This is a genomic window from Nostoc sp., from assembly GCF_036919495.1.
Lineage (GTDB): Bacteria > Cyanobacteriota > Cyanobacteriia > Cyanobacteriales > Nostocaceae > Nostoc.
This window is the reverse complement of the sequence record NZ_JBALBZ010000050.1, coordinates 1-24586: the sequence shown is the minus strand read 5'-3', so window position 1 is coordinate 24586 and position 24586 is coordinate 1. Positions and strand designations below refer to the sequence as shown.

The window sequence follows — 24586 nt, the reverse complement described above, 5'->3', positions numbered from 1 at the left end:
TTATCGATTAGTATACACATACCGCATTTCAAAGCGGCTTTCTTGCCAAAGTGGTAGCAAAGCCTGTTTAGCAGCATTTAATTGAGCTTGCGAGAAAGAGATTTTCCCATTTTCTATAATCCAAATAAATGTCCGAGTTATTAAATCTGCCTTTAAACTATTCTCGTATTCACAATTATTTATTCTTGCTACTTGCTGATCTAAGCAATCTATAGCATGTTTAAAACTCAAGTTTTTCCAGTCTGTGAAATTGTTAGAAATTTCTTCTTGCCTATTCGTCCACTCAATTTTACGCAAATTTCCTACAATATAGTCTATTCCTGTTATGGATGAATCAGTATTACGCACCAAATTTGTATAGGCTTGGTAATATGGTTTCAAGAGCGTAGCAGCAATATTTTCTACATATATATGTAGCCAAAATTGTATGTCACGAAGATAAGGTGCTAAATCTTTGAGATTATCAACTTCTGTAATAAGCACACGTTCACTTGTGTGATTTGTGATTTTGGCTAGCAATTTAGCTTCACATAGTTGAGACTTTGCTGAATAATAATTAACAACTTTTGGAATATATTTCTCTACTAACCATTGTTTGGTATATCTAGCTGTCCAGGTTCCCTGTATTCCAATATCTTGCTGCCATAAGGTTAATTTATCTGTCTCAATAGATTTTAAATTAACATCATTTAGCTCATAGATGATGTTAATTTGATTATTAGGCAATAAATCTAATCTTCTATCAAGTTTAGGTAATATAAATGTATGATCGCGAATTCCTCGGCTTACTCGAATTGATATATCTTTTCTATGGAATAGATGCCATTCTGACTTGCCTTTAGTATAATCAAATTCATTAGCAAACTGCTGCATTAACTCCCACAATTCTTGTCTTACAGAAAAAAGGATAAAACCCCAATTATCTGAAAGTTTTACGAATTCAAAATTCCATGTTTCTAAAGCATTTTCAAATTCAATTATTAAATTTTTATATTCTTGGCAAACTCCATCAATACAAAAACACAAGTCTGCTGTTTCTAACTCTGATAAAATTAGAGTTGTTTTACCTAAATATACCTCAAAAGTATTTTTATTTAACTGTTTAAAAAACCGACGACATCCCCAATCTGGCTGAGTGTGCAATCCAGTCATTAATTGACCTAAAATATCTTGATTATTTAAATCAATTTTTAGACCTCTTAAAATGAGACTGCTGAACTCTATTTCACAATTACCCTCTCCAAAAGCTTTGGGTAAATTACATGCGATCGCTACTTTTTTTCTTATAACAACCAAGCGGTAGCCTTCTCTCTTAGTGCAAGGCTCAAAATCATATTTTTCTAAAACATCCTGCAAATCTGGATGGTGTCTAATTAATTTTTCTATTAAGTTATATTTAGTATTTTTTAAAATATTTGCTGTATTATCGATGTTTTTCACACAATCAAAGTTTAGTTTATCATAAAATTTTGAAGCAATATCATTACTTTTAAGTTTATCTATATTTATATCAAATACCAATTCATTTTTATAGCAATAGAGACATTCAAAAACCTTAATATCATATCCATTAGTGATAATAAAAAATAGTGGATTAAATTGATGAATGTAAAATTTATATTTCTCGATAGCATCATTTAATTTAGCTGCTTGAGGTTCTATTACTTTAATAAAAACAAGCGAAGTACCAGTATTTTTTTGCTGGATATCATTTTGAATATAATAAATATGGCTATTTTCTGGACTTTTGCGGTATTTTTCTGATTTAAATGTTTTTAAAGGGTATTCATGATGACATTTTTCTGGATAACAGAGATAGTGAAACATTGGTAAAATAAACTTTTCTTTTACATCATCTTCATTTCGTAAAATCCGATGGTCAAAATCTTGTATCCATGTAATAAATTTTTTAATTGGCTCTGGAATAGTCATTAGATAATTTACCTGCTAGTATAAATTTGCTATGCCTTATTTTGTTTGTGTAATTAGCAATTTATCAAGTCAGGTTGAATAGTATAGTTATTTTGAATACTATAATGAAACCAATCGTCTTGAATTTGATTTTAGAGCATCTCAATTTTGTAAAAATATGCTCAATCCTGGCGAATAGAATTCGGACTCCATCACCTGCGATGTGAAACCTGTCTTCTATTGAGGAAGACGCTAGGTGAACAGTCAAGCGAAACGGGCGCTTAGAAACCGCGTCTATACAAACAAAACCCACCTCCGTGGGTTTCAAACCTTTACTTTTACCTTAGTCCGTCTTTGCGGATGAAAGCCTGTGTAGCCGCGAATTCTATGATCCTGCTGGCGAATTAATACGGGGTCTAACCCCTCACCTCTAATCCATTTTAATTCAGTGCGTTTCAACACACTTCAGCTATGAGCAATCAATTTATTGCAGGGCGGGAAAGCAGGGCAAAAGCGAGGTTTTAGGGATGAGGGGTCTAACCTAACCCTTCACGAATTCGCCAACAGTCTCATTCTATTCGCCCTGTCTCTAAGTTGACTACCGATGTACTACTAAACAAACCACTAATTAAGCAAAGGCAAAAATTGGCGAATTAACCCAATTGTCACTGCTGGCAACTCCAACTGCGGCGTTAACCCCACATTTTCCAACTGTTGAAAAAACCGGATCGCTTCAGGATTAATTTCGGCAAGGCGGCGACCAATTGAGGGGCCTGTAAATTCCGACCTTTGGCCCCAAATAATAGCGGTGGGAGTGGTCAGTTGTTGAATATAAAGGGATAAATCAAAGCATAAATCGCCACGGACAAAAGAGAGTGCTGCATACTCAGCATTAGGCTGTTGGGCAGATTGTAAATAAGCATCTACAATTTCTTGGTACACTCGATTAGACTGAGCAAATTGCCGTTGCTCTAAGAAACTGCGAATACCCCCACTGGTGGCTACTCCAGTGCTGTAAAGTAAACGGTCAACAAGGGGAACGCTGATTAACTGGGCAAAAAAACTACGGGAGTAATCTTCGCAAAAGTCGGAAAGTCCGGCGGGGGTAGTGAGAATTAAAGACTTGAATAAATCAGGATGATCTGATGCTACTCGAATTGTAAAGGCTGCGGTCAAAGAAGAAGCGATCGCTGTTACTGGCCCGATACAAGTCTGCTCAAAAAACTCCCGAATCGTGGTTAAATAATCTTCAATCTTATAACTCCGTGCCGGATGCTCAGACCTACCCCAACCAATTAAATCTGGCGCTATGACCCGATATTCGGCGGCAAAAGCCGGATATACTTTCGACCACTCATAAGCAGAAGAGCCACCACCAAACGCGTGCAGAAACACTAAAGTTTCCCGATCATCTTTTGTTGTAAAATTGTCCTGCCAAGGTGATCCAGTGGCTGTATAATATACCATCCTACCTAGGGAGGTATTTATAGAGCGTTGTTCAAATCCTGGTGGTTGAAACATAAGTACTTTTTGTTGACTATAGTAATTAAGTAGCTTTAGTAACAAAACAAACCTGTACATACCTGTACACGGAGAAAGCGTTTGATAATTTATCCGCGTCACAAAAGTAAGTGAGTAAGCTTATTCCTTCAATGTATCGGATGAATTACTACTCGCTGTCTTGGTCATTAGTCAGTAATCATTAGTGCCCCCTCAGCGAAAATCGTGAAAAAAGTACTAAATGAATAATAACTAATGGCTTATTGACTAAATTTACCCACGGCTTGAAGCTGTAGGATGAGTTAACGCATCTCCTTTAGCCACCTCAGAATACTTACCTATTTAGTTCAAACTCCTCACTCATTGTTATTATCAGCGAACCAATCACTTTAAGACTTCTTCCTAGCATCAGATTAAGTAGATATAAAATTACTGGATTACTTATAAAGATTTAGTGATTTTTTTTCCTAACAAAAAGTGACTGAGCCTTGAAATTACTGTGTTACAAGGGTTTTTTGTGGTAGCAAGGATCACTAAACCGGGAATAAAACATAAGTTTTTATGGTAGCCTATGAAGAAACTCATAAATAATTTTGAGCGTCAAGAAGATTAAAAATGCTTATTTTAACAAGCTATTAATTCTAGTTAAACATCTAGAAACATAGCTTTTGATGTATTAGTAAATCTATTTATTATCTAGTAATGGTAAGGCGGGATGTCATGGTACAGGCTACTCTTCAATTAAATAAACTACCAACGATTGAAGACGCTAAATTTGCGCTTGACTTTAATATACAAAATGAAATTAAAGTTTCAGCTTGGGGGGAGCAGGTCGAGTCAGCTATTGACGCTGGCAGAGTGACTGTACCTACTTGTATTTGTTTAGACTTACAAGACTTAAAGTGTTTTGAACCAGTAGAGCGCCAGTATGAACGCTGGGGAGTAATTTTTCACAATTCTATAGCAATACAGCCATCAAATCCAGCATTTCCAGCTTATTCAGGGCTAACAGTTTTAATGGGAGCGCCCAAAAGCGGATTTTTAGAAGCGACTTTCTTGCATCCGGTTAATTCGGTTAGCGCCTTTGTCACTAGTTCGCAACGGCTAGTGCTTTCCGCCTACGATCGCGATCGGCAACTCATCGCTCAAACTGTACTAGCAAGCGCCAATCTTGCCAATTCAGACTCGGCAATTTCCCCCAATAGCTTATTATCTATAACTGGGAATAACATCTACAGCGTTACCTTCTGTGCTTTTGATGGGCAATTTACCCTTGATAACTTTCGTTTTTGTCTTTAAAAGCCCTTTATGCCCTTGCTCTGAGCCATTATAAAATGGTATCTTGATTTCCGCTGTGCTGGACTAATCTGCTATAGACCTCTTGCATAAATCCAAAATAAGAACTCTACCCCGCCAAAGCTACGCTTTGTCTCCCTTTGATAAGGTTGGGGGTGGGGTGTTAGGGACTTTTGCAAGAGGTATTATACTGTCCTTAAAAACCGACTATCTTGTGGTTTGGGTCTTCACCCTTTCTTCAACCGTAGTAAAACTTATACAATAGTTAATTTCGTAATCAAGTAGGTAAACACTGTGGCACAGGCTTCGTCTTCTTGGCAGCAATTGATCAACCAGATCCCCAACTGGAACTGGTCGCTTCCAAAGCTCAAGACAAAGGGAGCAACAAAGCAGCAAACATTTAAACGCTTCTCTGGGCCTGGAGGCTTTCTTGGGTTCTTGACAATTGTTGTCGCCATGTTGTTGTGGAACTGGATGCTGCTATTGGCTCTCTCAATCGGCGTTGGAATAATGGTATTGGTTTACTCAATGCAGGAGTGGGACTGGCAATTACACTGGTCTAAGATACGTAAGTTTTTAAACAGTTCAAATCGTCGGTTAGCCTTAGCAGTCATAAGTGGTGGTCTGGCTACTGTCACTACTTACATGGCCTCGGCAATTTGGGTTGACTCTCACAGTTCCTGGATTGCTGCTGGTGCTATTGTGCAAGGCGTGGCAACACTGTTAACTTTAATTTTATTGGTCTGGCAAATTGTTAACTTTTATGAAAATCGAGAAGAAGACCACCTCGATCAGTTGTTGGTAAATTTAACAGAAAAAGATCCATTAAAACGGATGATTGCCCTACGTCAACTAACTAAAGTCATCAGCCGTAAGCGAGTTGATTCTTCAGTGCAGCAAGATATTGTGGAATGCTTGCAACTCCTACTCAGTCGAGAGGAAGAAGTTTCAATAAGAGAGGCAGCTTTTAAGAGTTTACAAGCCTGCGATGACCTCCGGTCGGTCGGAGACCATCGCTTACAAGTTCTACCCCCCAAAACAGCAACAACTTTCACACCCGTATCAGCAAAAGTCAAGCACCACATTTTTTAGTTATTTGTCCTTTGTCATTTGTCTTTTGTCCTTTGCAAATGACCAATGACTAATGACAAATAACTATTTTCGAGACAAGTGTCCATTGCGAACTTGCACTACCGGATGATTGCATCGCCGTAACAATTGTTCATCATGGGTAGTAACAATTACTGTAGCCCCAAAGGAATTTAACTTCTGGAGAATCTGAATCACTTGCCAGGAATTATCTAGATCGAGATTTCCAGTAGGCTCATCCGCCAACAACAGGGGCGGTGTACCAACGATCGCACGAGCAATACTCACCCGTTGTTGCTCTCCCCCAGACAGTTGATCTGGAAAGCAGTCAGCTTTACTCAGCAAACCTACCAGCTTCAAGGTTGGTTCTAAGCGTCGTTGAATTTCTTTACGAGTATACCCTTGAGCTTGCAGCACAAAAGTTACATTTTCCGCTACTGTTCGCTGGGTAATCAGTTTATAGTCTTGAAACACAATGCCAATCCGCCGCCGTAATAATGACAAGCGATCGCCCCGTAAACCTGCTACATTACATCCATCAACAATCACTTCTCCCTGCGTCGCTAACTCCTGGCCATACAGCAGTTTCAAAAGCGTTGATTTACCAGAACCACTTGGCCCTGTGATAAACAGAAATTCTCCCTTTTTTACCTCAAGGTTCGCATTTAACAAGGCGTGAGTGCCATTAGTATAAGTCTTGCTTACAGATTGCAATTGCACCTTGACAGTAGTATTGCTAACCTGCTGTTGAGTTTTATTGTCCTCTCTATGAACTGATTTGTTTGTTTTAATTTGAGTTGTTAATACTGGCATTGTTAAATTTTCCTTATCCCCACAACCAAATAGCTTACGGGTTTAGATTAGCTTATTCCTCTCAAAAATAAGGATTCCCAGGTTTTGCCTGGGAATTGAAAATTTAACAAAGAAAATTTAAATTTTTTGAAGACTTTAATACTAACTAAGTAATAGCACCCAGTACAGACGCGATTAATCGCGTCTCCCCACTCTCAACTAATTGCACCCCTTGCCGTCAAACGATAAACAAACGCTTTCACAGCAAACGCTGGCAAAGCCAACATCCGCCGCCAACGCCAAGGTTCTTGATAAAGCCGATACAACCATTCCAAATTATTATTTCCTAACCAGGCGGGAGCGCGAGTTTTAGTTCCTGACCAAATATCAAAGCTACCACCAACACCAATCCAAATTGCTTGGGCGCACAAATGGCGGTTTTCGGCAATCCATAACTCTTGACGTGGCACTCCCAAACCCACAAAAATCACTTGTGGTTGCAATTGAACCAGAGTTTCTTGCAATTGTGCTTCTTCTTCTGGAGAATGGTAGCCTGAGTGAGTGCCAACTATACTCAAATCTGGAATTTGCTGCTGCCAAAAATCTGCCGCAGTTGAGGCCACTCCAGGCGCTCCTCCATAGAAAAACACTTTTGCCCCTGTTTTCTGTTGCCCGATTTCTTGCAAAAGTTTTTCTGCTAATTCAATCCCCGGAAAACGCTGTACTTTTTGCCATAACAGCCATCGCAAATACAGAACAACCCCGGCTCCATCTGGAATCACTAGTTCAGCATTTTTAATGACCTGAGCTAAGAATTGATTTTGCTCTGCCTGCATAGTCATTTCTGCATTGAGCGTTACTACATGAATTCCTCTGCCTGCACGCAGGCATTCTAACAACCAGCCTGGATAGTTGGCCATCACATGAACTGGTATTCCTAACACTGAAAATGCTTCATTGCTTCTAGACATAGCCTATTCTGGATTAACCTCACACCAGATTTACTTGAATGTTAAGTTTATCAAATTTTTTATATTAGAACTTAGGCAGGAGAGATTCCCATTGCCCTGCAACAATAGAAAGCATAACTAATTAGTCTTGGGCGCTTGTACTTGGGCTGAACCAGTCCAAATTTGATTGTTGAAGTGTAATATTCTACTAAGTATAAAACGCTCAACTCGTAACTCTGGTTTCGGGAACAGAAACCCCCACTATGCTACTTGCAATTAGTGTGGGAGTATCTCACGAAACTCGACTTTCTGGTTAAAGTAGTGTAACGGTCTGAAGTTGGCTATGAGTAAAATTCGTATCGCTCTGATTGAAGATCATGACCTAACTCGTGTAGGTATTCGGACAGCACTACTGCAAAAAGAGGACATTGAAGTTGTAGGTGAAGCTTCCAATGCTGCTGAGGGGCTAAGGATGTTAAAAATGGTACAACCAGATATTGCTATTGTAGATATTGGTTTACCAGATAAGGATGGCATTGAACTGACACGGGAGGTAAAATCTACTGCTAATGGGCAGCAGCTATTAACAAAGGTGTTAATTTTGACGCTGCGGGATAACAAAGAAGCTGTGTTGGCAGCTTTTGCGGCTGGTGCAGATTCTTACTGTATGAAAGATATCAAATTCGATAATTTGCTGGAAGCAGTAAGAGTAACTTACAATGGCAACGCTTGGATCGATCCCGCGATCGCTCGGATTGTATTACAACAAGCGCAACAAAATCCGCAAAAGTTAGAATCAGCTTTTGTAGATACTAAGACCATTGCCTCTAACCCTGATTATGTCGAGAATCTGGAAGGAATTCAACCTTACACCCTGACAGAAAGGGAATTGGAAGTGCTACAGTTGATTGTCGAAGGTTGTAGTAATGCAGTAATTGCCGAAAGGCTTTATATCACTGTTGGAACTGTTAAAACTCACGTTCGCAATATTTTGAATAAGCTATGTGCCGATGACCGTACCCAAGCAGCAGTCCGCGCCTTGCGTTCTGGGTTAGTAGGATAAGGTTAAATTAAGTGAAAAGTTATCAAGTTTTAAAAAACTGATAACTGATAGCTGTTGAAAATGATTAGTTATTAATTTGTTGTTGATTCTCAGGTGGGATAAAAACTATATTATCTCGCCATTCAAATATGTGAAAACTAAAGTCAAATATGGCTGAGATCGGAGTGGACAAACTTAAGCTCATGGTGGTAGATGATGAGCCAGATAACTTAGATTTACTCTACCGCACTTTTAGGCGAGATTTTCAAGTATATAAAGCCAATCATGCCTTTGGCGCTCTGGAAATCTTGGACCAATTTGGTGAAATGGCGGTGATTATTTCTGACCAAAGAATGCCAGAAATGAATGGCACCGAATTTTTTAGTCGCACCGTAGAGCGCTTTCCAGACACGATTCGGATTTTGTTAACTGGTTTTACCGATGTCGAAGATTTGGTGGATGCGATTAACTCCGGTCAGGTATTCAAATACATTACTAAACCCTGGAATCCTGAACGCCTCAGAGCCTTAGTTGAGCAAGCTACTGATACATATCGTCTAGTTAAGAAGCGCACGCAAGAGTTGGGTCGGGCCCTACAGCGAGAATCTTTGTTTAATGCTGTAACAACGGCAATTCGGGAGTCTCTAGACTATGACAGTATGCTGCAAAAGATTGTAGCAACTATTGGTCAAACATTTGAAGCTAGCAATTGCTTGCTCAGACCAGTAGAGGGCGATCGCCTCACACAAGACCAGTTCTCATACCGCGATCCCAAATCCGATGTATCAGATTCCTTCTTCGACCCCAGTGTTTTAATTGAAAAAGTGCTGGAAACCGGTCATTATCAACTTGCTCAAGATGTATATGAGGGTAATCCTTCTCACCACCTGGTAGTGCCACTTAGCTATCAGCAGCATTTATTAGCTGTGCTGGTTCTCCATCAATGGGGACGCGATCGCCCTTGGCAAGACGAAGACATCCAACTGATTGCAGGTGTTGCCGAACAAGCAGCCTTAGCCCTCTCTCAAGCAAAACTCTACCAACGCCTCCAAGAAAAGCAACAGCAGATTCACAATGAGTTGGAGGTAGCCCGCCAAATTCAATACAACTTGCTACGCCAAACTTTACCTGACATTAAAGGTGTGAAGGTGCAAGCCTGCTGTTACCCAGCGCGGGAAGTAGGAGGCGATTTTTTTGAAGTTTTTGTCCATCCTAAAGGCGATTTGTGGTTGGCAGTGGGTGATGTCTCTGGCAAGGGTGTCCCAGCTGCTTTATTTATGGCTAGTATTATTTCAGTTTTGCGCCGAGAATTATCTCAAGAAGCACCAGCCGAGCCAAATGTGGTCATGCAGAACCTCAACCACGCTCTCAGTGAAGATTTGATTAGCAACAATTATTTCATCACTCTTGTATTAGCTTGTTATACCCCTAACACTAAGGAACTCGTCTACACTAATGCTGGTCATATTTATCCACTTTTATGGTCACGGCAAGGTGCTTTAAGTGACAATCCTAATTATCTGAAAGTTCGCAGCGTTCCTTTGGGGATCTTGCCTAATTGGCAGGCACAGTCTGGTCGCTTGGTTCTCGCTGCTGGAGACACATTGTTACTGGCCAGCGATGGAATTACAGAAGCTACGGTATCAAATAACTTTAATTTGTCAGGGAAAACCGAGTCTGGCGTTGACCTAGTTAACCGTTCTATGCTAAATCAAGATGGTCTTTGGCAACTCTTGCAACAAGAGGAACAACCGCTTTCTCTTAACCATTTACTAGCTCGCATCCAGGCAGACAACAACGTTCAAGAAGATGATCAAACTATACTTTCACTGGAGATTTTGTAAGTAATGAAAAGTGAGCTTCATGTACCAAGCGACTTAAGTTTTCTTAATATTGTTGAAACCTGGCTGCTGGGATGTTTGAAAATCCAGCTAGGAGACTCTGTAGACTGGTCACGCCAATCAAGCCGTTTGAGGCTAGCTTTAGTAGAAGCCTACTCGAATGCAGTCCGTCATGCCCACAAGGACAAACCAAATTTACCAATTTTACTGCGTTTGGAAGTTAAAAACCGGGATCTTGCCCTCGAAGTTTGGGATTACGGCGAAGGCTTTGATATGTCTGACTACTATGCTCCAAACCCTATGGAAAAACAAGAAGGTGGTTATGGTTGGCTAATTATGAATCGTCTGATGGATAAAGTAGACTACCAGTTACAGATTGATGGTGCCAACTGTCTAAAGTTAGAAGCTACTTTACCCGAATTAGTGAAATAGACAAAATTTACTACTTTTCAATTAATGTGTTATGTAAATTTACTGTATTAGATTTTGTTTGGGGTACGATCAAACATTGCCTAAACTATTATACTTATTTACGAGTTTTCACGACGTAAAGAAAGTAACTCTTGAGGAGAAGCTAAAAGTTTGATTTTGGTGTATGAAATTTGCCGTTGTTGGTTGAGGATAAATAACCACAAGACATTCACACTACACCACGAAGTTTGTGCTTTGCCTGTTACTTGGACTTGAATTGTAGCGTTTTCTGAAGCCTCAGCTATTCCCTTATTGGGATAAGCTTTAATGTTTTGGCATTCTTGTTTTAAGTAGCCTGCGATCGCATGTGTTCCCACAATATCAGATTCAAATGGTGGACGCATCACACCATCTTGGGCAAATAAGGCAGCAGTTGCCTCAAATTCTCCTGCATTTAAGGTTTCAAAATAACGCAGTACACTTGTTTCTGTAATTCCCTCAACTTGGAATTCTTGTTTCAACTGTTCAGCAGAGGTCACGTCGCTTCGCTCCGAATTCAAAATTTAAAATTCAAAATTCACGCATTACAATCTCCATAAATTTATTTATGGAGATGTATCTTTTTTTACGCTTATCGTAAAAATATCTGGATTATGCTACCTAAATATTAATTTCAATACAAAAATAGCTAAAAAGAAACCTGCTGTTGAGATAGATTGCCACATTTGTATAAATCTTCCTGACGATGGTAGAGATGTTGCAATATAGCGGTTCTTAATTGCATAGAATACAGACCACCCGTAGGCGCACAGCATTACTGTGCCTTTACCATGTTTGGAATCCAAAGGAAAATTGCTATAAATAAAATTTCTATATAAAGTAAGCAACAAATGTTAATCAAATATATTTACTACGTAATGTAGAATTAAATCGCCTTTATTTAGGCAAAATCCAAATAAAAAAATGAATCAGTATTCCGTAACAAGCAGCAATGTAGTGAAAGAGAAAGCCGGCGAGTTGGGCTTTCACAAGGTTGGAATTGCTGCTGTAGATAAGGTAGATACTATAGAAGCGCAGAGGTTACAAGCATGGATTGAACTGGGTTATCACGCTGATATGGAATGGATGGCTAATCCAAAACGCCAGGATATTCGCTTAATTATGCCAGAGGCGCGATCGCTAGTGTGTGTGGCGCTAAATTACTATACGCCACATCAACGTCCAGAAGGCGAGGAATACGCCAAAATTTCTCGTTATGGCTGGGGAAGAGATTATCACAAGGTAATGCATAAAAAACTTAAGCAGCTAGCCAGATGGTTAGAATCACTTGGTGAAGGTGTATTAGCTCGTTATTATGCAGACACTGGCCCCGTGCAAGATAAAGTGTTAGCTCAACTTGCCGGAATTGGTTGGATTGCTAAAAATGGTAATGTGATTACACGGGAATATGGCTCTTGGGTATTTTTGGGAGAAGTGTTGACTAATTTGGAATTAGAAAGCGATCGCCCGCATACAGAACACTGCGGTAGCTGTACTCGTTGTCTTCAGGCTTGTCCTACGGGTGCAATTACTCAGCCTTTTGTCGTCGATGCCAATCGTTGTATTGCTTATCACACGATTGAAAATCGGGCAGAGGAATTGCCAGAGACAGTAATACCAAATTTGCAAGGCTGGGTTGCTGGTTGTGATATTTGCCAAGATGTTTGTCCTTGGAATCAACGTTTTGCTAACACAACTGATATTGAAGAGTTTCAGCCTTATCCTGCGAATGTTGCCCCCCAGCTGCTAGAATTAGCCCAAATCTCAGATCAGGAGTGGAATAAACGATTTCCAGCATCTGCCTTGCGGCGGATTAAGCCAGAAATGTTACGACGCAACGCCCTAGCTAATCTTGACGCATCCAGGCGAAATAATGACCCCGAAAGTAATTATTTTTGATTTTGATGGCACTATTGCTGATACAGTAGATGCCCTTGTAAGTATTGCCAATCGTCTAGCTGTAGACTTTGGTTTTAGACACATAAGCCCAGAACAATTATCCCTACTTAAAAACTTAACATCTAGGGAAATTATTAAATACTCAGGAGTTTCTCTATTTAAGATACCGTTTTTAGTTAAAAAAGTTAAAGGAGAATTAAAAAACAAAATCCCAGAATTAAAGCCAATTCCGGGCATTAAAGAAGCATTAATAGAACTCCAAAATGAAGGATATAAATTGGGAATTATCACTTCTAATTCCAAAGACAATGTGACGCAATTCCTTACAATCAATGATTTAAATCACCTATTTGATTTTATCTACTCAGGAATTACGATTTTTGGTAAAACAACCATAATCAATAATGTATTAAAGCAAAATCAACTCCAACCTCAAGAAGTGATTTATGTTGGAGATGAAACCAGAGATATCGAAGCATCAAAGAAGGCAAATATCCAAGTGATTGCAGTAACTTGGGGCTTTAATTCACAGGAAGTACTAGCCAAGCAAAATCCAGATTATTTAATTCAGCGGCCTAGTGAACTATTAGAAGTGATGAATAGTGGTTGATTAATCAATAGTCAAAAAGTCAAAAGTCGATAGTGAAAATATTAACTATTGACGATTCATCAAAACAGTAGGGTGGGCCATGTATATCAATGCCCACCCTAAAAAATAGCAAAATTTCAGAAAAACTTAATTTTTCCGTTCACCCTTTTCCAAAGCTTCTTTTACTAGATCATCACTGACATTAGTTACACCCTCAGTCTTAGAATTCCCAACTTCCTTTGCTAACTCTGCATAATCATCAGGATTACCAGTTGGCTGCGTTTGAGTTTTTGTCTCTACTGGTTTAGAGGTTTTATATTGAGGTGCAGTGGCTGCATCGGCTGCTGCTGCGCCTTCACCTGTGCGATCGACATCACTAACGCTGAATTGTTGTGCAGTTGCATAATCAGCATCAAAATCTACGTTTGGCGCATTTTCTTCACCACTAGCTATGCTTTCGGCAGCTAATTGAGCATCATGGGTGGGAGCTTCATTAACATTGGGCTTTACTTCATCAGGCATAATTAAAATCCTTAAGTTAAATTTTTTATTGCTTACTTGAAAGAGCATAACAAAGTAATTAACTCTTTACTTGCTCCCTTGGGAGAGGCTTTACCTCTATTAAAAGATAGATTAAAGCTGCAATTTACAATAAATATAACTCTTTCTCTTGATAGTAGAATCTGATGCTCAAACTTTGGTAAGCCTTAGTTTAGCGTGTAAAATTTCTTTGGAAATAAAATTATGACTGCAAGTTACGATAAAACTATTTCTCAAGCCCAGAGCAATGAATCTCAAAATTTGGTAGATGCGTTTAACAATTTAGATACCGATGCAAAATTAGCCTGGTTCTATTTAGTTTATAAAAAAATGGGTGATTCTATCACACCAGCTGCTCCTGCTGCGGCGGAACCTGAGTTAGCACCACTTCTGCTAGGAGATTATTTTGAGTTATCAAATGAACAGCAATTAGATATTATGCGGGATATAGTTAACCGCAAAGATACAGAATATTCCCGCGCTTATGGGGCGATAAAAGAAAACAATCAGCTGTTAGTTTGGTATGCTTGGGCAGTAGCTATGGGGAATAAGGTGGTTGACTTACCAGCTACCTATCAACCAACTAAGGCAATTAATGATTTGGTTTCGCAGATTGAAAAATTAGATTTTGACGAGCAAATTTCGGTGTTTCGGACAATAGCTGGTGAAGTGGGTTACACCGATGTTAAGCCAATTGAGACGCAAGCAGAAACTGGAAAAACGTCTAGTTTGTAATCGTAACTGGCGACTAGTACCGCAAGGCAAAAGTCAAAAGCCAAAAGTCACACATGCTTTAATTTTGGGCTTTGTGGCTATTTTGAACAGTTATCAGTTAAGGTGACAACAAGTACTTTTCTGACCTCTCCCCTAACCCCTCTCCGACACGGGGAGGGGAGCAAAAAGCCTAATTTTTGCTTAGGGATTTCCAGAAATGAAATTGTTCATTTTTGGGAGCGAAGATGATCGTTAAATTCTTCCTCCCCTGCATCCCCTGTTTCCCCTGCTCGCTTAAGCGATGAGATATTTTTTTAGTTGGAAGTCCCTTACTCCTCCCTTGCCTTGTTGTAGGAAAGGGAGGAGTAAGGGAGAGGTTCATCGAATTGACATTAATTAAGTTATGACACAGCAACGCTACTCAAGTCAGATGGTGTGAGATTGGAGTGTACTACTTGACCATCACGGAACCAAACGATGCGCTGGGTTTGACGAGCAACTTCTGGTTCATGAGTTACCATGACAACGGTAATTCCACTAGCATTGAGTTCGCTAAAAATATCTAAGACTTCTTGGGTTGTGCGTGAATCAAGTGCGCCTGTAGGTTCATCGGCTAAGAGTAGCACGGGACGATTAACGATCGCCCGCGCGATCGCTACTCGTTGTTGTTGTCCACCAGATAGTTGAGTTGGTTTGTTGTTGAGGCGATTTGCTAAACCTACTCGCGTCAATGCAACTGTTGCGCGATCGCTTCTTTCTTTTGGGTTCACACTAGCATACACCATTGGCAACATCACGTTTTCTAGGGCTGTTAGTTGGGGCAATAGATGGAATTGTTGAAACACAAACCCCAGCTTTTTATTACGGATGTGTGCTAATGAGCGATCGTCCATTTGAGCTACATCCAGGTTATCTAAGTAATAATGTCCGTCTGTGGGACGGTCGAGACAACCGATAATATTCATGGCTGTGGATTTACCAGAACCAGAAGGCCCCATAATTGCACAATATTCGCCCTGTTCCACGATTAGGTTGACATCATTTAGCGCTCGTACTTCTGTTTCACTGCTACCATAAATTTTGAAAATGTTTTCTAGTCGAATGATTGCTGGTTTTGGTACAGGATTAGGAACCAGAGAATCGTTAATTGTAATAGTGTTTGCCATAAAAAGATAGGTAATCTTGGACTGGAAAGAGAGTAGCTTACCAGTTGTAACTATAGTAACTAACTATCCTAAGTATTGTGGCTTCTTTAGTGCAACAGTAGTGATGCGGCGGGCTACGCCTACGCTAAAAATCTACAAATTAGAAGCAAGCCAGGGTGTTAAATAATAATGTGGCTAAAGTCACCCATTCAGGTGAAGCCATACAGGCATGTAATACCTATTATGAAGTAAGATTAAGCAATTGTGAAGCTAACTATGCCTTTAGTTGTTAGTTCATTAATAAAGATTTAATCCAAAAATTTTAACAACTCCGCATTCCTGCACCTGCCCTTTAATATTTATGTCCGCTCAATTAACCATAGTTAAGAGGAACCCCAACCACTCCCCACAAGCGCAAAGGAAAGCAAAAGCGCAGCTGTTTGCTCTGAAGGGGTGGTTTTACTATGGGCAATTCGATGGGCATTGATGGGCATTATATAAATAATTCACAGACTACTCCCATAAAGCAAGATTTATAGGCTTCTAAATATGGCTACGCACATAGAAATTCCTGTTGTTGGCAAAGTTAAATATCCATTACGCTGGCTGATAGGGCTGATAGCAGGAGGTGTCTTGGTTGTTGGTACCACAACTTACACTCTGGTAAATCAAGGGGCAAATAAAGAAGACATTGCTCAATTAACTGTGCCAGTAGCAGCAAAAAACGTCACCTTAAGGATTACAGCTAGTGGGAAAGTCGTGCCAGTTCAGACCGTAAATATTAGTCCGAAGAACCCTGGAGTGCTATCGCAATTATATGTCCAACAAGGCGATCGCATTCAACAAGGACAAATTCTCGCTCGCATGGATAGCGCAGGTATTGAGGCTCAAAGAAGCCAATACCGTGCTAACTTAGCCCAAAGTCAAGCACAACTTGCCGAAGCCCTTGCTGGTAGTCGTCCTCAAGAAATTGCTCAAGCAAGGGCGCGGTTAGCACAAGCTCAAGCCCAGCTAACCCAAGCTCAAGCTGGTAATCGTCCCCAAGAGATTGCTCAATCTCAATCCCAAGTGGATGCGGCTCAAGCTAAGGTGAATTACACCAGTGAACAGGTAAAGCGTTATCAATACCTGTATCAACAGGGAGCAGAGAAAAAACAATTATTCGATCAAGCCCTCAGCGACGACAAAAGTGCTAGAGCCAATTTAGAAGAAGCTAAAAAACGATTTTCGTTAGTCCAAAGTGGCACTCGAACTGAAGAAATTGCCCAACGTCAAGCAGCAGTTAATGAAGCACGAGCAGCATTGATACTGTTGGAAGATGGCACTCGTTCTGAAGAAATTGTCCAGCGTCAAGCAGCTGTTGAAGCGGCTAAGGCTCAATTGAAGGGTGTGCAAGTGCAGTTGGAAGATACAATTATTCGCGCTCCTCTTTCGGGAATAGTTACCCAAAAGTATGCCGATCCTGGCGCGTTTGTCACACCTACAACTTCTGCATCTGCTAGTGCATCGGCAACTTCTAGTTCAATTGTCGCTGTAGCACGCGGGTTAGAAATATTAGCTCAAGTTCCCGAAGCTGATCTTGGCAGAATTAAACCGGGACAGCAGGTGGAAATTGTCGCTGATGCTTATCCCGATCAAGTTTTTAAAGGTCATGTCCGCTTAATTGCCCCCGAAGCAGTGGTGGAACAAGGTGTGACATCCTTCCAGGTGCGGGTTGCTCTGAATACTGGTACAGATAAACTGCGTTCTGGTTTAAATGTGGATCTGACTTTTTTAGGCGATCGCGTCAATAATGCCTTGGTATTACCAACGGTGTCAATCGTCACTGAAAAGGGCCAAACTGGCGTACTTGTACCTGATGCAAAGAATAAACCCCAGTTCCGCGAAGTTACAATTGGGGCGCAAATCCAAAACCAAACTCAGATTTTAGATGGAGTTAAAGAAGGCGATCGCGTTTTTGTTAATCCACCCAAAGACTACAAAATTGAGAAGGCGAAAGAACAGCAAAATAAATAATCCCAAATTGGGATAAGCAAGTTCGTAGTCAGGACTTTAGTCCTTATTTTTTCAGCACGCTTTTTGCTGACTAGAAACCCTGATAACTCGAACAGCCTTTTAATAAAACTTTTAATCCAAAATCCAAAATTGACATGAATTTTTTAGAAAGTATTCAAATGGCGGGGAAAACTCTGCTGTCGAATAAGTTGCGTAGCGCTCTCACGATGTTGGGTATAGTTATTGGCAATGCCTCAGTGATTGCCATGATTGGGATTGGCGAAGGTGGGCAAAAATACGTTAATAAACAACTAGAGTCACTAGGGCCAAATGTGCTATTTATACTGCCAGGTAATCGAGAAACTCAGCGTATATCCTATGAAGTACCAAAAAATTTGGTGTTACAAGATGCTGAAGCGATCGCCTCTCAAGTACCAACAGTAGTAGGAGTTGCGCCGGAGTTAAACACAAGACAGGTAATTGTATACCGCAACAGGAACACCGATGTCAACATCATTGGCACAACTCCCAGTTTCCTATCGGTGCGGGATTTTGAAACTGATAAAGGCAGATTTTTCTCTGAGGTAGACATCAAACGAAGTAACCAAGTCGTTGTGTTAGGTGGAGACTTAGCAGAAAAACTATTCGGTAATAGTAACGCTATCGGTCAACAATTACGCATTGGAAATACTAGCTTTCAAGTTATTGGGACGTTAATAACCAAAGGTTCCAGCGTGGGAGCAGATTATGATGATGCTGCTTTAATACCAATCACAACTTCAGCAAACCGACTTGTGGGAAAAAATTCTCCCTATGGTATCGCCTTAGATTATTTTGTTGCTGCGGCTCGTGATTCAGAGAGTGTGGATGCAGCAGAATTTCAAATTACTAATTTACTGCGTCTACGGCACAAAATTAATGGTGAAGATGACTTTACTATCCGCTCTCAAAAGGATGCTTTGCAAACTGTTGGCCAAATCACAGGTGCATTGACAATTATGTTAGCTGCGATCGCTGGCATATCTTTGTTTGTCGGTGGCATTGGTATCATGAATATTATGCTTGTCTCCGTCACCGAACGCACTCAAGAAATCGGATTGAGAAAAGCGATCGGCGCAACTGAGCAAGATATTTTGCTACAGTTCATCATTGAGGCTGTAATAGTTTCCGCAGCTGGCGGTTTAGTTGGGACTGCGGTTGGCGTCAGTGGCATTCTGTTAGTGGGAGCCTTGACTCCCTTAGAAGCGACACTTTCTCCTGTAGCAATTAGTATGGCAGTTGGTGTCTCTGGTGGTATCGGTTTATTCTTTGGTGTTGTTCCTGCACGTCGCGCTGCTAAACTTGACCCGATTGTGGCTTTGAGAAGTGCTTAGTGTATTAGTGTAAAACTAATACATCTGGACAAGAATTTTCCGCCACATCTTCCTGTACTTGATTCCTAATCATGGAAACAAATTTGTCAAGGTCGAATGGTTTAAGTAAATATTCTTCAAACTCGACATCTGGAATTTGGTCATTAGTACCTGTGGTAGATGTTGAAGTCACAATGATTGGGATATGCTTTCCATTGTCTGCTTCCATAGCACTCAATGTATTTAGCAATGTATAAATACTTTCACCTAAAAACCTAATTTCACAGATAAGAATGTTGGGTGTGACCCAACTTAGGATTTCTAAAGCTTCTTTTACTGAACCTGCGGTAATCACATTTGCGCTCAAGTCTTCGAGTAAAAATGTGTACAAATCTCTACTATCGCGATCGTTGTCTACAACAAGTACTTTTACACCTTTGAGTATCCCATCTGCCAAGCAAAAGCCATTGATTAAATTCATAACAAGACCTGCCATTAAAGCTCTAAGTGCAAAGTGGGTTGAAAAATAGTAAGTAGAGTAGTTATAGCAACGGACAAGGAGGTTAGGACATTAACTGATGATAAAACCTATATACAAAAAGACTTTCAACCCAGTCCTCAGTCCCCAGTCCCCAGCTATACAAAGAAAAGTACCGAAAGAAGGATTTTTGCTAGAAATCAAATGAAAAACTTTCTTTAATATGGCAAAGTGTTGTTTGATTTACTAAATTAGTTGATTAACTACGACACAAAACGTAATAAAAACTAATCTGGCAACTACCTATTTGCGTAATTAACCAAAAGAATTATTGCCATTCCCTGTCTTCAAGTTCTTTTTGAGGCAACAATAAGGTAGCTTCAATTTCCTGCCTAATAGCAGCTGTCACTTCACAATTGCTATGCAGGCAATCGAGTAGTAACCGATTAGCATCATAGTAGCGTTGCAACACTTGCTCTTGCTCAGGGCTAAACTGCCACTGGTGGTTAATGTTGCGATAATTAATCACCGTCATCTTTAACTGTTCAGCCCAAGCTGAATAGTTCGTCTGCCACCATAGCGCAAACCGTTCTTGACTTTGACGAGAATTTGGCAATTGGTCAGAGAGTTGTTGCAAGGATTTATACAGTCCAACATCCAGAACAATGCCCAGAATGTTCGATAAAGCATCTCCACAGGCGTGGATGTGGGCAAAGTCTTGATTCTTTTCAATTACACACTCTAGCAGCAGGCCATCTAAAGCGGCATCCAGAAACATTCCCTGGTCGAGGCTGCTGGCTAGGGCAAAGTGAGGAGCTACGTGAGGAGTGCGACTCAAGGCAAGGTAAAATGCTCGAATTGTCGCATCTTTTGGTTGGGTGGGAATAGTGCGAGATTTTTGGCTAGCCCAGGTCAAAAACTCTTGTAAATAAGGGTCTTGGGCAACCAGTGCATCAATCTGTTGCTTCATCAACTGTACCAGAGAGTCTGCACTTCGGAGCATGGTAGCTGTTAACAAGAAGATTTCGTGCCAGTGTGGGTCTGTAATGTGACTAACTAATCCTTCTAAAGCTTGCCCAAATGCCTCTAGGTTATGGCTGGCAACGATTTTTCTCGCTGTGAAGTATTCTTGAAACGCCAGATAGGAGAAGGAAAAAATTCCCCGCGCCCGTTCTGCCAGTAGCCCATGTTGAGCCTCCATTGACTTCAGCGCTGCTTCGCTTTCTATTTGCAGTTCCTCTGCATCCATTGGCACGTTAGTCAGATTCTGAATATAGTCACCAATGTATTGCTCAACGATGCGTTGCTCAAAAAAGTACTGACCTTGCTCAAATGTCGCTGCGGCAATCTGACTCAATAACTTGAGCTTTTGTGGTACTAAAAACCCTCGGTAAACTTCATCCCGTTCAATGCCTCTGGCTTCATCCCATTTACCCAATAGAAGGTCTAAACCTTGCTTATAAAAGTCAGTCCGCTTAGTCGGAAATTTTTCTTGAGCGTGAAACACCCAGCAGGCAAGATGCAGAAATAGGGGTGTAACCACAAGTTGGCGAAATTGCCAGTTTTCATCTAAGTCCAACTTCTGAATAAACTGAACGGATTGCGCCTGACCATCTTGAATGTTGGTCTTGGTAAATGTCACAAACCATTTTTGAGCGAAGGCAATGATTTGTTCTGAGGTAAATGGAGCAATCTCAACATCGGTAAAGCCTCGGAGTCTGAGTTTTTGAGATGCTATTCGACAGGTAGCTACGAATCGATTTTTGTGATATTTCTCTGAAAATCTACGAATTTCGCTTAAGAGAGCATTGCTTTGTTGGTTAATAACTTCATCCATGCCATCAAGTAAGACTAACACTCTGCCTGCACTAAGTAATGTTTCAATTACTGAGGCATCTAAAATTCCAGATGTGAGGAACTCCTGGCTGATGTATTTTAATAGGTTGAACTCGTTGGTAGCTTTAGATTCTTCAGTAAAATTTCTCAGGGTGATGAAGATTGGCACTTGATTCGCCGCAAATTCACTTTGGTTACATTGAATTGCGAGATATTGTAAAAAGGTGGTTTTACCTACTCCTGGTTTGCCTAGCACCCTAAGCTTGGAGTATTTTTTAACCGCTTCTGTACCAGGTATCTGGTTCTGATTGGCCTCACCTAAGCCAAAACGGTCAAATTCTTTGGGGTCAAGGTTTTGCAGATCAGCAATTTCTAAGTACTGAAGACTGGCAATTGACTCCAAAATATTCACATCTATATATATGTCATCGATCGCAACTGGACGGCTAATATCCAATAACTGTAAAATACCACACTGGTCTTGAATTTTGTCGAAGCGTTGCGATCGCACTTTCTGCACTAATACATCAATATCCAAGATAGGGTGCTTGGTGTATTCTTCTAGTTCCATGAATTCTGCTGGCGGACTGCTAGCAATCTCCCGCCAATTCACTTCCAACACCAAACAAATTTCCATAAAGGTATGACGCTCAACCGGACGACCACTAAAAAACCGCCAAATCGGTTGTCTAGTCTTGAGGTTGACTTCTGCTGCTAGATTGTCTTGTGTCCACCCCTTGTGGGCAAATGCTTTTTTTGCCCGTTGAATGCCAGTGAGTGATGCTTGGAGCGATCGCTTGACCATAGGACAATAACCATGCTCCTCAAATCATGAACTTTAACTTTTATTAATATCTGCAATCTTATAGGTTTTTACATGATAACAACATTCTACTCACTTAAAGTTATACAAAATCCCAGAGGACACTTTCATTTTTGTAACTTTTGTATTGAAATCAAACGTTATACATTTATCTTATACATTTCAACCTTTCGACGAAACCTGAATTCAAACACTGATCTGTAATGCTTAAGTATGAGTTAAAGGGTTATTTAGTACTTACTTGCTTGACTTAAGATAATAGTTCCATTGTATACATAGTGTTTATGTATATAGGACTATGATTTGATTTCTGAAAAAATCTAAGTAGTAAGTAGGGTGTGTTATGGCGTAGCCTAACGCACCTAACCTTTGGGCGGTGCGTTAGCCTTTGGCGTAACGCACCCTACGTATATTTCAATAATCAAATATGAGTCCTATATATGTATCTAAAAACTTTTTTTAAGATAAATTGCTAAGTTTTCTCTATTTAGATTTTTGTTTATTAACTCCAACTTAAATAAAAATATGAGTTTATTATCAATTAACAAAATATATAAAATTATTGAAATGGCTGAATTAATTTATGGAAAAAGGGGATCTGAAAGAACAAATAAACCAGAAACATTTATAGATAAATTGTCTTATTATTTAGAGGATTTCAACATCACAGGAAGATATTCAGTAAGCGTCCTACAGGAATATATTGACGAACTATCCGAGGAAGAAAAAGCAGAGGTAATAGCTTTGATGTGGCTTGGTCGAATTCCATCAGGTCAAGTACCAGAAGACTTCACCAATTTGATTAAACAAGTAGTAGAGCTGATACCTCGAAATTATGCAACCAGTTATATTATCGAAAAATCCCTTTTAGCAAAATATCTGCGAGACGGGCTTCAAAAACTAGATATTTGGAGTTCTGCTTCATCCTGAAAAATTGTTAGGACATCAGGCTGACATTGTTTGACTAGTGCAACGATGTCTCTGGCTCCTTCCTGATATAAATCTTCGACATAGCCAGTTCTAGAAAGTTGCGCCTCTTTTCCACTATCAAAAGGGCCAAAGTAATAAGTACAGCGCGGAACAACGGTGTTAATTTCTACCCACCAGGCAAACTCTAACTGATTAGATTGAAATAAATTCATAAGGGATACCAATGATTAATTAAACTTGATTAAAGATAGCCTTCTGGCATTTCCTGATAGCAGTTGCTACAACGCCAGTAAACTCCTCGGTAATTAACGTGACGGAGTAAAGTATTTGAACAGCAAATACAAGCATGTTTGCCCTTCATAAATTGATTTATTTTTGTAGATATATGCTCTTGCCTGCAACCAATAATCAAATTATTTTTACTTGTGAATAAATGTTTCATGTTTAGAGCTAAATTGTTAAATTAATTTAGCTAATGTTGTTTTTATTGAGCGGGTAACTTTGAAGATAAATGATGTAGTCGTCTAAAGTATTTACTAAGTGAAACAACCTCACAAAATATAAAATGAACCTCTCTCCTCTGAGAAAAGAGGTATAAAGTTTAAATTTTTTACTTAACAATATAGTTAGATAGTCGTGAGGTAGTGACTATAAATAGTTCATAGCCCACACACGTTATTCGCTATCTATACGTTTGTTGACTGAGGAATCAACAATGATGTGGATGACACGGTTATCATCAACAGCATCGGGTTTTGAGGCTGTTGCTCATAATTTGCATTGAAACTATGAAAAGGGTCAATTTTTAAACTTGAACCTTCAATCGGCTTTATGGGTATCACCTTACCGGAAACAATATGATACGTCAGGAGTTTCTGGAGCTTATTAATATTCTTAAGCAATGTCTCTACAGTATCTGCTGGAAGCTTTGCAAAAGCTTCATTTGTGGATGCAGAGGCGATAAATGAGTCAACACCTTTGAGGGTATCTATCAAATTGGCAGCCTTGATTGCATCAACTACGGTGCTAAAAGAACCAGAGTTAACGGCAGTAACAGTAGTATCAGCCATTTATTTCACTTTTGGTCATGTAATGATTATTAGCATGACATCCTAGTGTTAGAAATCATGTTTTAGTAAGCGGTTGAGTAGCGTATAAGTTGTATAATCTGAGCTAAAAAAAATAAATAATTAAAAATACAGCAGAATTTAGGAGTTAGAAGTTTGGAGTTAATGGAAAAATATTGTTAGCGACAATCCAAAATTTTTATCCGCCTTGTAGCGGATCGCGGAATCTGTAAGAAAATGAGGTTTTAGTATAGACACTGTTGGCGAAATATTGCTTAACAATTTTGGCAACGTAATATTGCACGAAAATTCTGATTACTTCCGCAGCGATAGGATAATTAAATCCT

General features: G+C 39.8%; 21 protein-coding genes and 1 pseudogene. 11 read left to right on the top strand and 11 right to left on the bottom strand.

Annotation, left to right across the window (positions count from 1 at the left end):
* Positions 1-1932: a hypothetical protein gene (locus tag V7K25_RS06705; RefSeq protein WP_335156243.1), complete on the bottom strand. Its 1932-nt coding sequence runs from the start codon at positions 1930-1932 to the stop codon at positions 1-3.
* A 603-nt stretch (positions 1933-2535) separates the two neighbouring features.
* On the bottom strand, positions 2536-3432 hold the full coding sequence (locus tag V7K25_RS06700) for an alpha/beta fold hydrolase (protein ID WP_335156241.1): 897 nt from the start codon (positions 3430-3432) through the stop codon (positions 2536-2538).
* A gap of 699 nt (positions 3433-4131) precedes the next feature.
* Between V7K25_RS06700 and V7K25_RS06695 the strand changes: the two genes are divergently transcribed.
* Both V7K25_RS06695 and V7K25_RS06690 read left to right on the top strand, forming a co-directional pair.
* The gene (locus V7K25_RS06695) at positions 4132-4710 is read left to right on the top strand and encodes a hypothetical protein (RefSeq protein WP_442948068.1); all 579 of its coding nucleotides are present in this window, start codon (positions 4132-4134) and stop codon (positions 4708-4710) included.
* A 291-nt stretch (positions 4711-5001) separates the two neighbouring features.
* Positions 5002-5799 (top strand): armadillo-type fold-containing protein, encoded by a 798-nt coding sequence (locus V7K25_RS06690; RefSeq protein ID WP_335156237.1) that lies wholly within the window; start codon positions 5002-5004, stop codon positions 5797-5799.
* Between the two features lie 63 nt (positions 5800-5862).
* Here V7K25_RS06690 and ftsE read toward each other — a convergent pair whose 3' ends face one another.
* Complete coding sequence (gene ftsE, locus V7K25_RS06685) at positions 5863-6609, bottom strand: cell division ATP-binding protein FtsE (RefSeq protein ID WP_335156235.1); 747 nt, start codon at positions 6607-6609, stop codon at positions 5863-5865.
* A 194-nt stretch (positions 6610-6803) separates the two neighbouring features.
* Positions 6804-7559: a WecB/TagA/CpsF family glycosyltransferase gene (locus V7K25_RS06680; protein ID WP_335156233.1), complete on the bottom strand. Its 756-nt coding sequence runs from the start codon at positions 7557-7559 to the stop codon at positions 6804-6806.
* A 322-nt stretch (positions 7560-7881) separates the two neighbouring features.
* Here V7K25_RS06680 and V7K25_RS06675 point away from each other — a divergent pair, with 322 nt between their 5' ends.
* The 3 genes from V7K25_RS06675 to V7K25_RS06665 all read left to right on the top strand — a co-directional run bounded on the left by V7K25_RS06675 (position 7882) and on the right by V7K25_RS06665 (position 10853).
* Positions 7882-8601, top strand: coding sequence for a response regulator transcription factor (locus V7K25_RS06675; protein WP_335156231.1), 720 nt, complete (start codon positions 7882-7884; stop codon positions 8599-8601).
* 149 nt (positions 8602-8750) lie between these two features.
* Positions 8751-10424 carry a SpoIIE family protein phosphatase gene (locus V7K25_RS06670; protein ID WP_335156229.1) on the top strand — a complete coding sequence of 558 codons (1674 nt, stop codon included), beginning with the start codon at positions 8751-8753 and terminating at the stop codon, positions 10422-10424.
* Positions 10425-10427: 3 nt separating this feature from the next.
* Positions 10428-10853 (top strand): ATP-binding protein, encoded by a 426-nt coding sequence (locus V7K25_RS06665; protein WP_335156228.1) that lies wholly within the window; start codon positions 10428-10430, stop codon positions 10851-10853.
* A gap of 98 nt (positions 10854-10951) precedes the next feature.
* On the opposite strand, the gene V7K25_RS06660 is transcribed toward V7K25_RS06665, so the two are convergent.
* A complete protein-coding gene (locus V7K25_RS06660) occupies positions 10952-11371 on the bottom strand; it encodes a ketosteroid isomerase family protein (RefSeq protein ID WP_335156226.1) in 420 nt (139 codons plus the stop codon).
* Positions 11372-11795: 424 nt separating this feature from the next.
* On the opposite strand from V7K25_RS06660, the gene queG reads away from it, so the two are divergent.
* Positions 11796-12770, top strand: coding sequence for a tRNA epoxyqueuosine(34) reductase QueG (gene queG / locus V7K25_RS06655; RefSeq protein WP_335156224.1), 975 nt, complete (start codon positions 11796-11798; stop codon positions 12768-12770).
* Positions 12745-13380: an HAD-IA family hydrolase gene (locus V7K25_RS06650; RefSeq protein ID WP_335156222.1), complete on the top strand. Its 636-nt coding sequence runs from the start codon at positions 12745-12747 to the stop codon at positions 13378-13380. Before queG ends, V7K25_RS06650 begins: the two co-directional genes overlap by 26 nt.
* Before the next feature lie 126 nt (positions 13381-13506).
* Here the strand turns inward: V7K25_RS06650 and V7K25_RS06645 are convergent, their stop codons facing one another.
* On the bottom strand, positions 13507-13881 hold the full coding sequence (locus tag V7K25_RS06645) for a hypothetical protein (protein ID WP_335156220.1): 375 nt from the start codon (positions 13879-13881) through the stop codon (positions 13507-13509).
* A 222-nt stretch (positions 13882-14103) separates the two neighbouring features.
* Between V7K25_RS06645 and V7K25_RS06640 the strand changes: the two genes are divergently transcribed.
* Positions 14104-14634, top strand: a complete 531-nt coding sequence (locus V7K25_RS06640; RefSeq protein ID WP_335156218.1) for an orange carotenoid protein N-terminal domain-containing protein — start codon at positions 14104-14106, stop codon at positions 14632-14634.
* A gap of 380 nt (positions 14635-15014) precedes the next feature.
* Here the strand turns inward: V7K25_RS06640 and V7K25_RS06635 are convergent, their stop codons facing one another.
* Positions 15015-15779 carry an ABC transporter ATP-binding protein gene (locus tag V7K25_RS06635; protein ID WP_335156216.1) on the bottom strand — a complete coding sequence of 255 codons (765 nt, stop codon included), beginning with the start codon at positions 15777-15779 and terminating at the stop codon, positions 15015-15017.
* Positions 15780-16307: 528 nt separating this feature from the next.
* On the opposite strand from V7K25_RS06635, the gene V7K25_RS06630 reads away from it, so the two are divergent.
* Positions 16308-17774, top strand: a complete 1467-nt coding sequence (locus tag V7K25_RS06630) for an efflux RND transporter periplasmic adaptor subunit (RefSeq protein WP_335156214.1) — start codon at positions 16308-16310, stop codon at positions 17772-17774.
* Positions 17775-17908: 134 nt separating this feature from the next.
* On the top strand, positions 17909-19126 hold the full coding sequence (locus tag V7K25_RS06625) for an ABC transporter permease (protein WP_335156212.1): 1218 nt from the start codon (positions 17909-17911) through the stop codon (positions 19124-19126).
* A gap of 4 nt (positions 19127-19130) precedes the next feature.
* Here V7K25_RS06625 and V7K25_RS06620 read toward each other — a convergent pair whose 3' ends face one another.
* Both V7K25_RS06620 and V7K25_RS06615 read right to left on the bottom strand, forming a co-directional pair.
* Positions 19131-19586, bottom strand: a complete 456-nt coding sequence (locus V7K25_RS06620; RefSeq protein WP_335156210.1) for a response regulator — start codon at positions 19584-19586, stop codon at positions 19131-19133.
* Positions 19587-19911: 325 nt separating this feature from the next.
* On the bottom strand, positions 19912-22224 hold the full coding sequence (locus tag V7K25_RS06615) for an NACHT domain-containing protein (protein ID WP_335156208.1): 2313 nt from the start codon (positions 22222-22224) through the stop codon (positions 19912-19914).
* 543 nt (positions 22225-22767) lie between these two features.
* Between V7K25_RS06615 and V7K25_RS06610 the strand changes: the two genes are divergently transcribed.
* On the top strand, positions 22768-23172 hold the full coding sequence (locus tag V7K25_RS06610) for a DUF3775 domain-containing protein (protein WP_335156206.1): 405 nt from the start codon (positions 22768-22770) through the stop codon (positions 23170-23172).
* Here V7K25_RS06610 and V7K25_RS06605 read toward each other — a convergent pair.
* Both V7K25_RS06605 and V7K25_RS06600 read right to left on the bottom strand, forming a co-directional pair.
* Entirely contained in the window at positions 23136-23384 is a 249-nt protein-coding gene (locus tag V7K25_RS06605; RefSeq protein ID WP_335156204.1) for a DUF1816 domain-containing protein, read from the bottom strand. The two genes, V7K25_RS06610 and V7K25_RS06605, sit on opposite strands and share 37 nt — an antisense overlap.
* 463 nt (positions 23385-23847) lie before the next feature.
* Positions 23848-24242: pseudogene (locus tag V7K25_RS06600) on the bottom strand (fasciclin domain-containing protein).
* Positions 24243-24586: the final 344 nt, after the last annotated feature.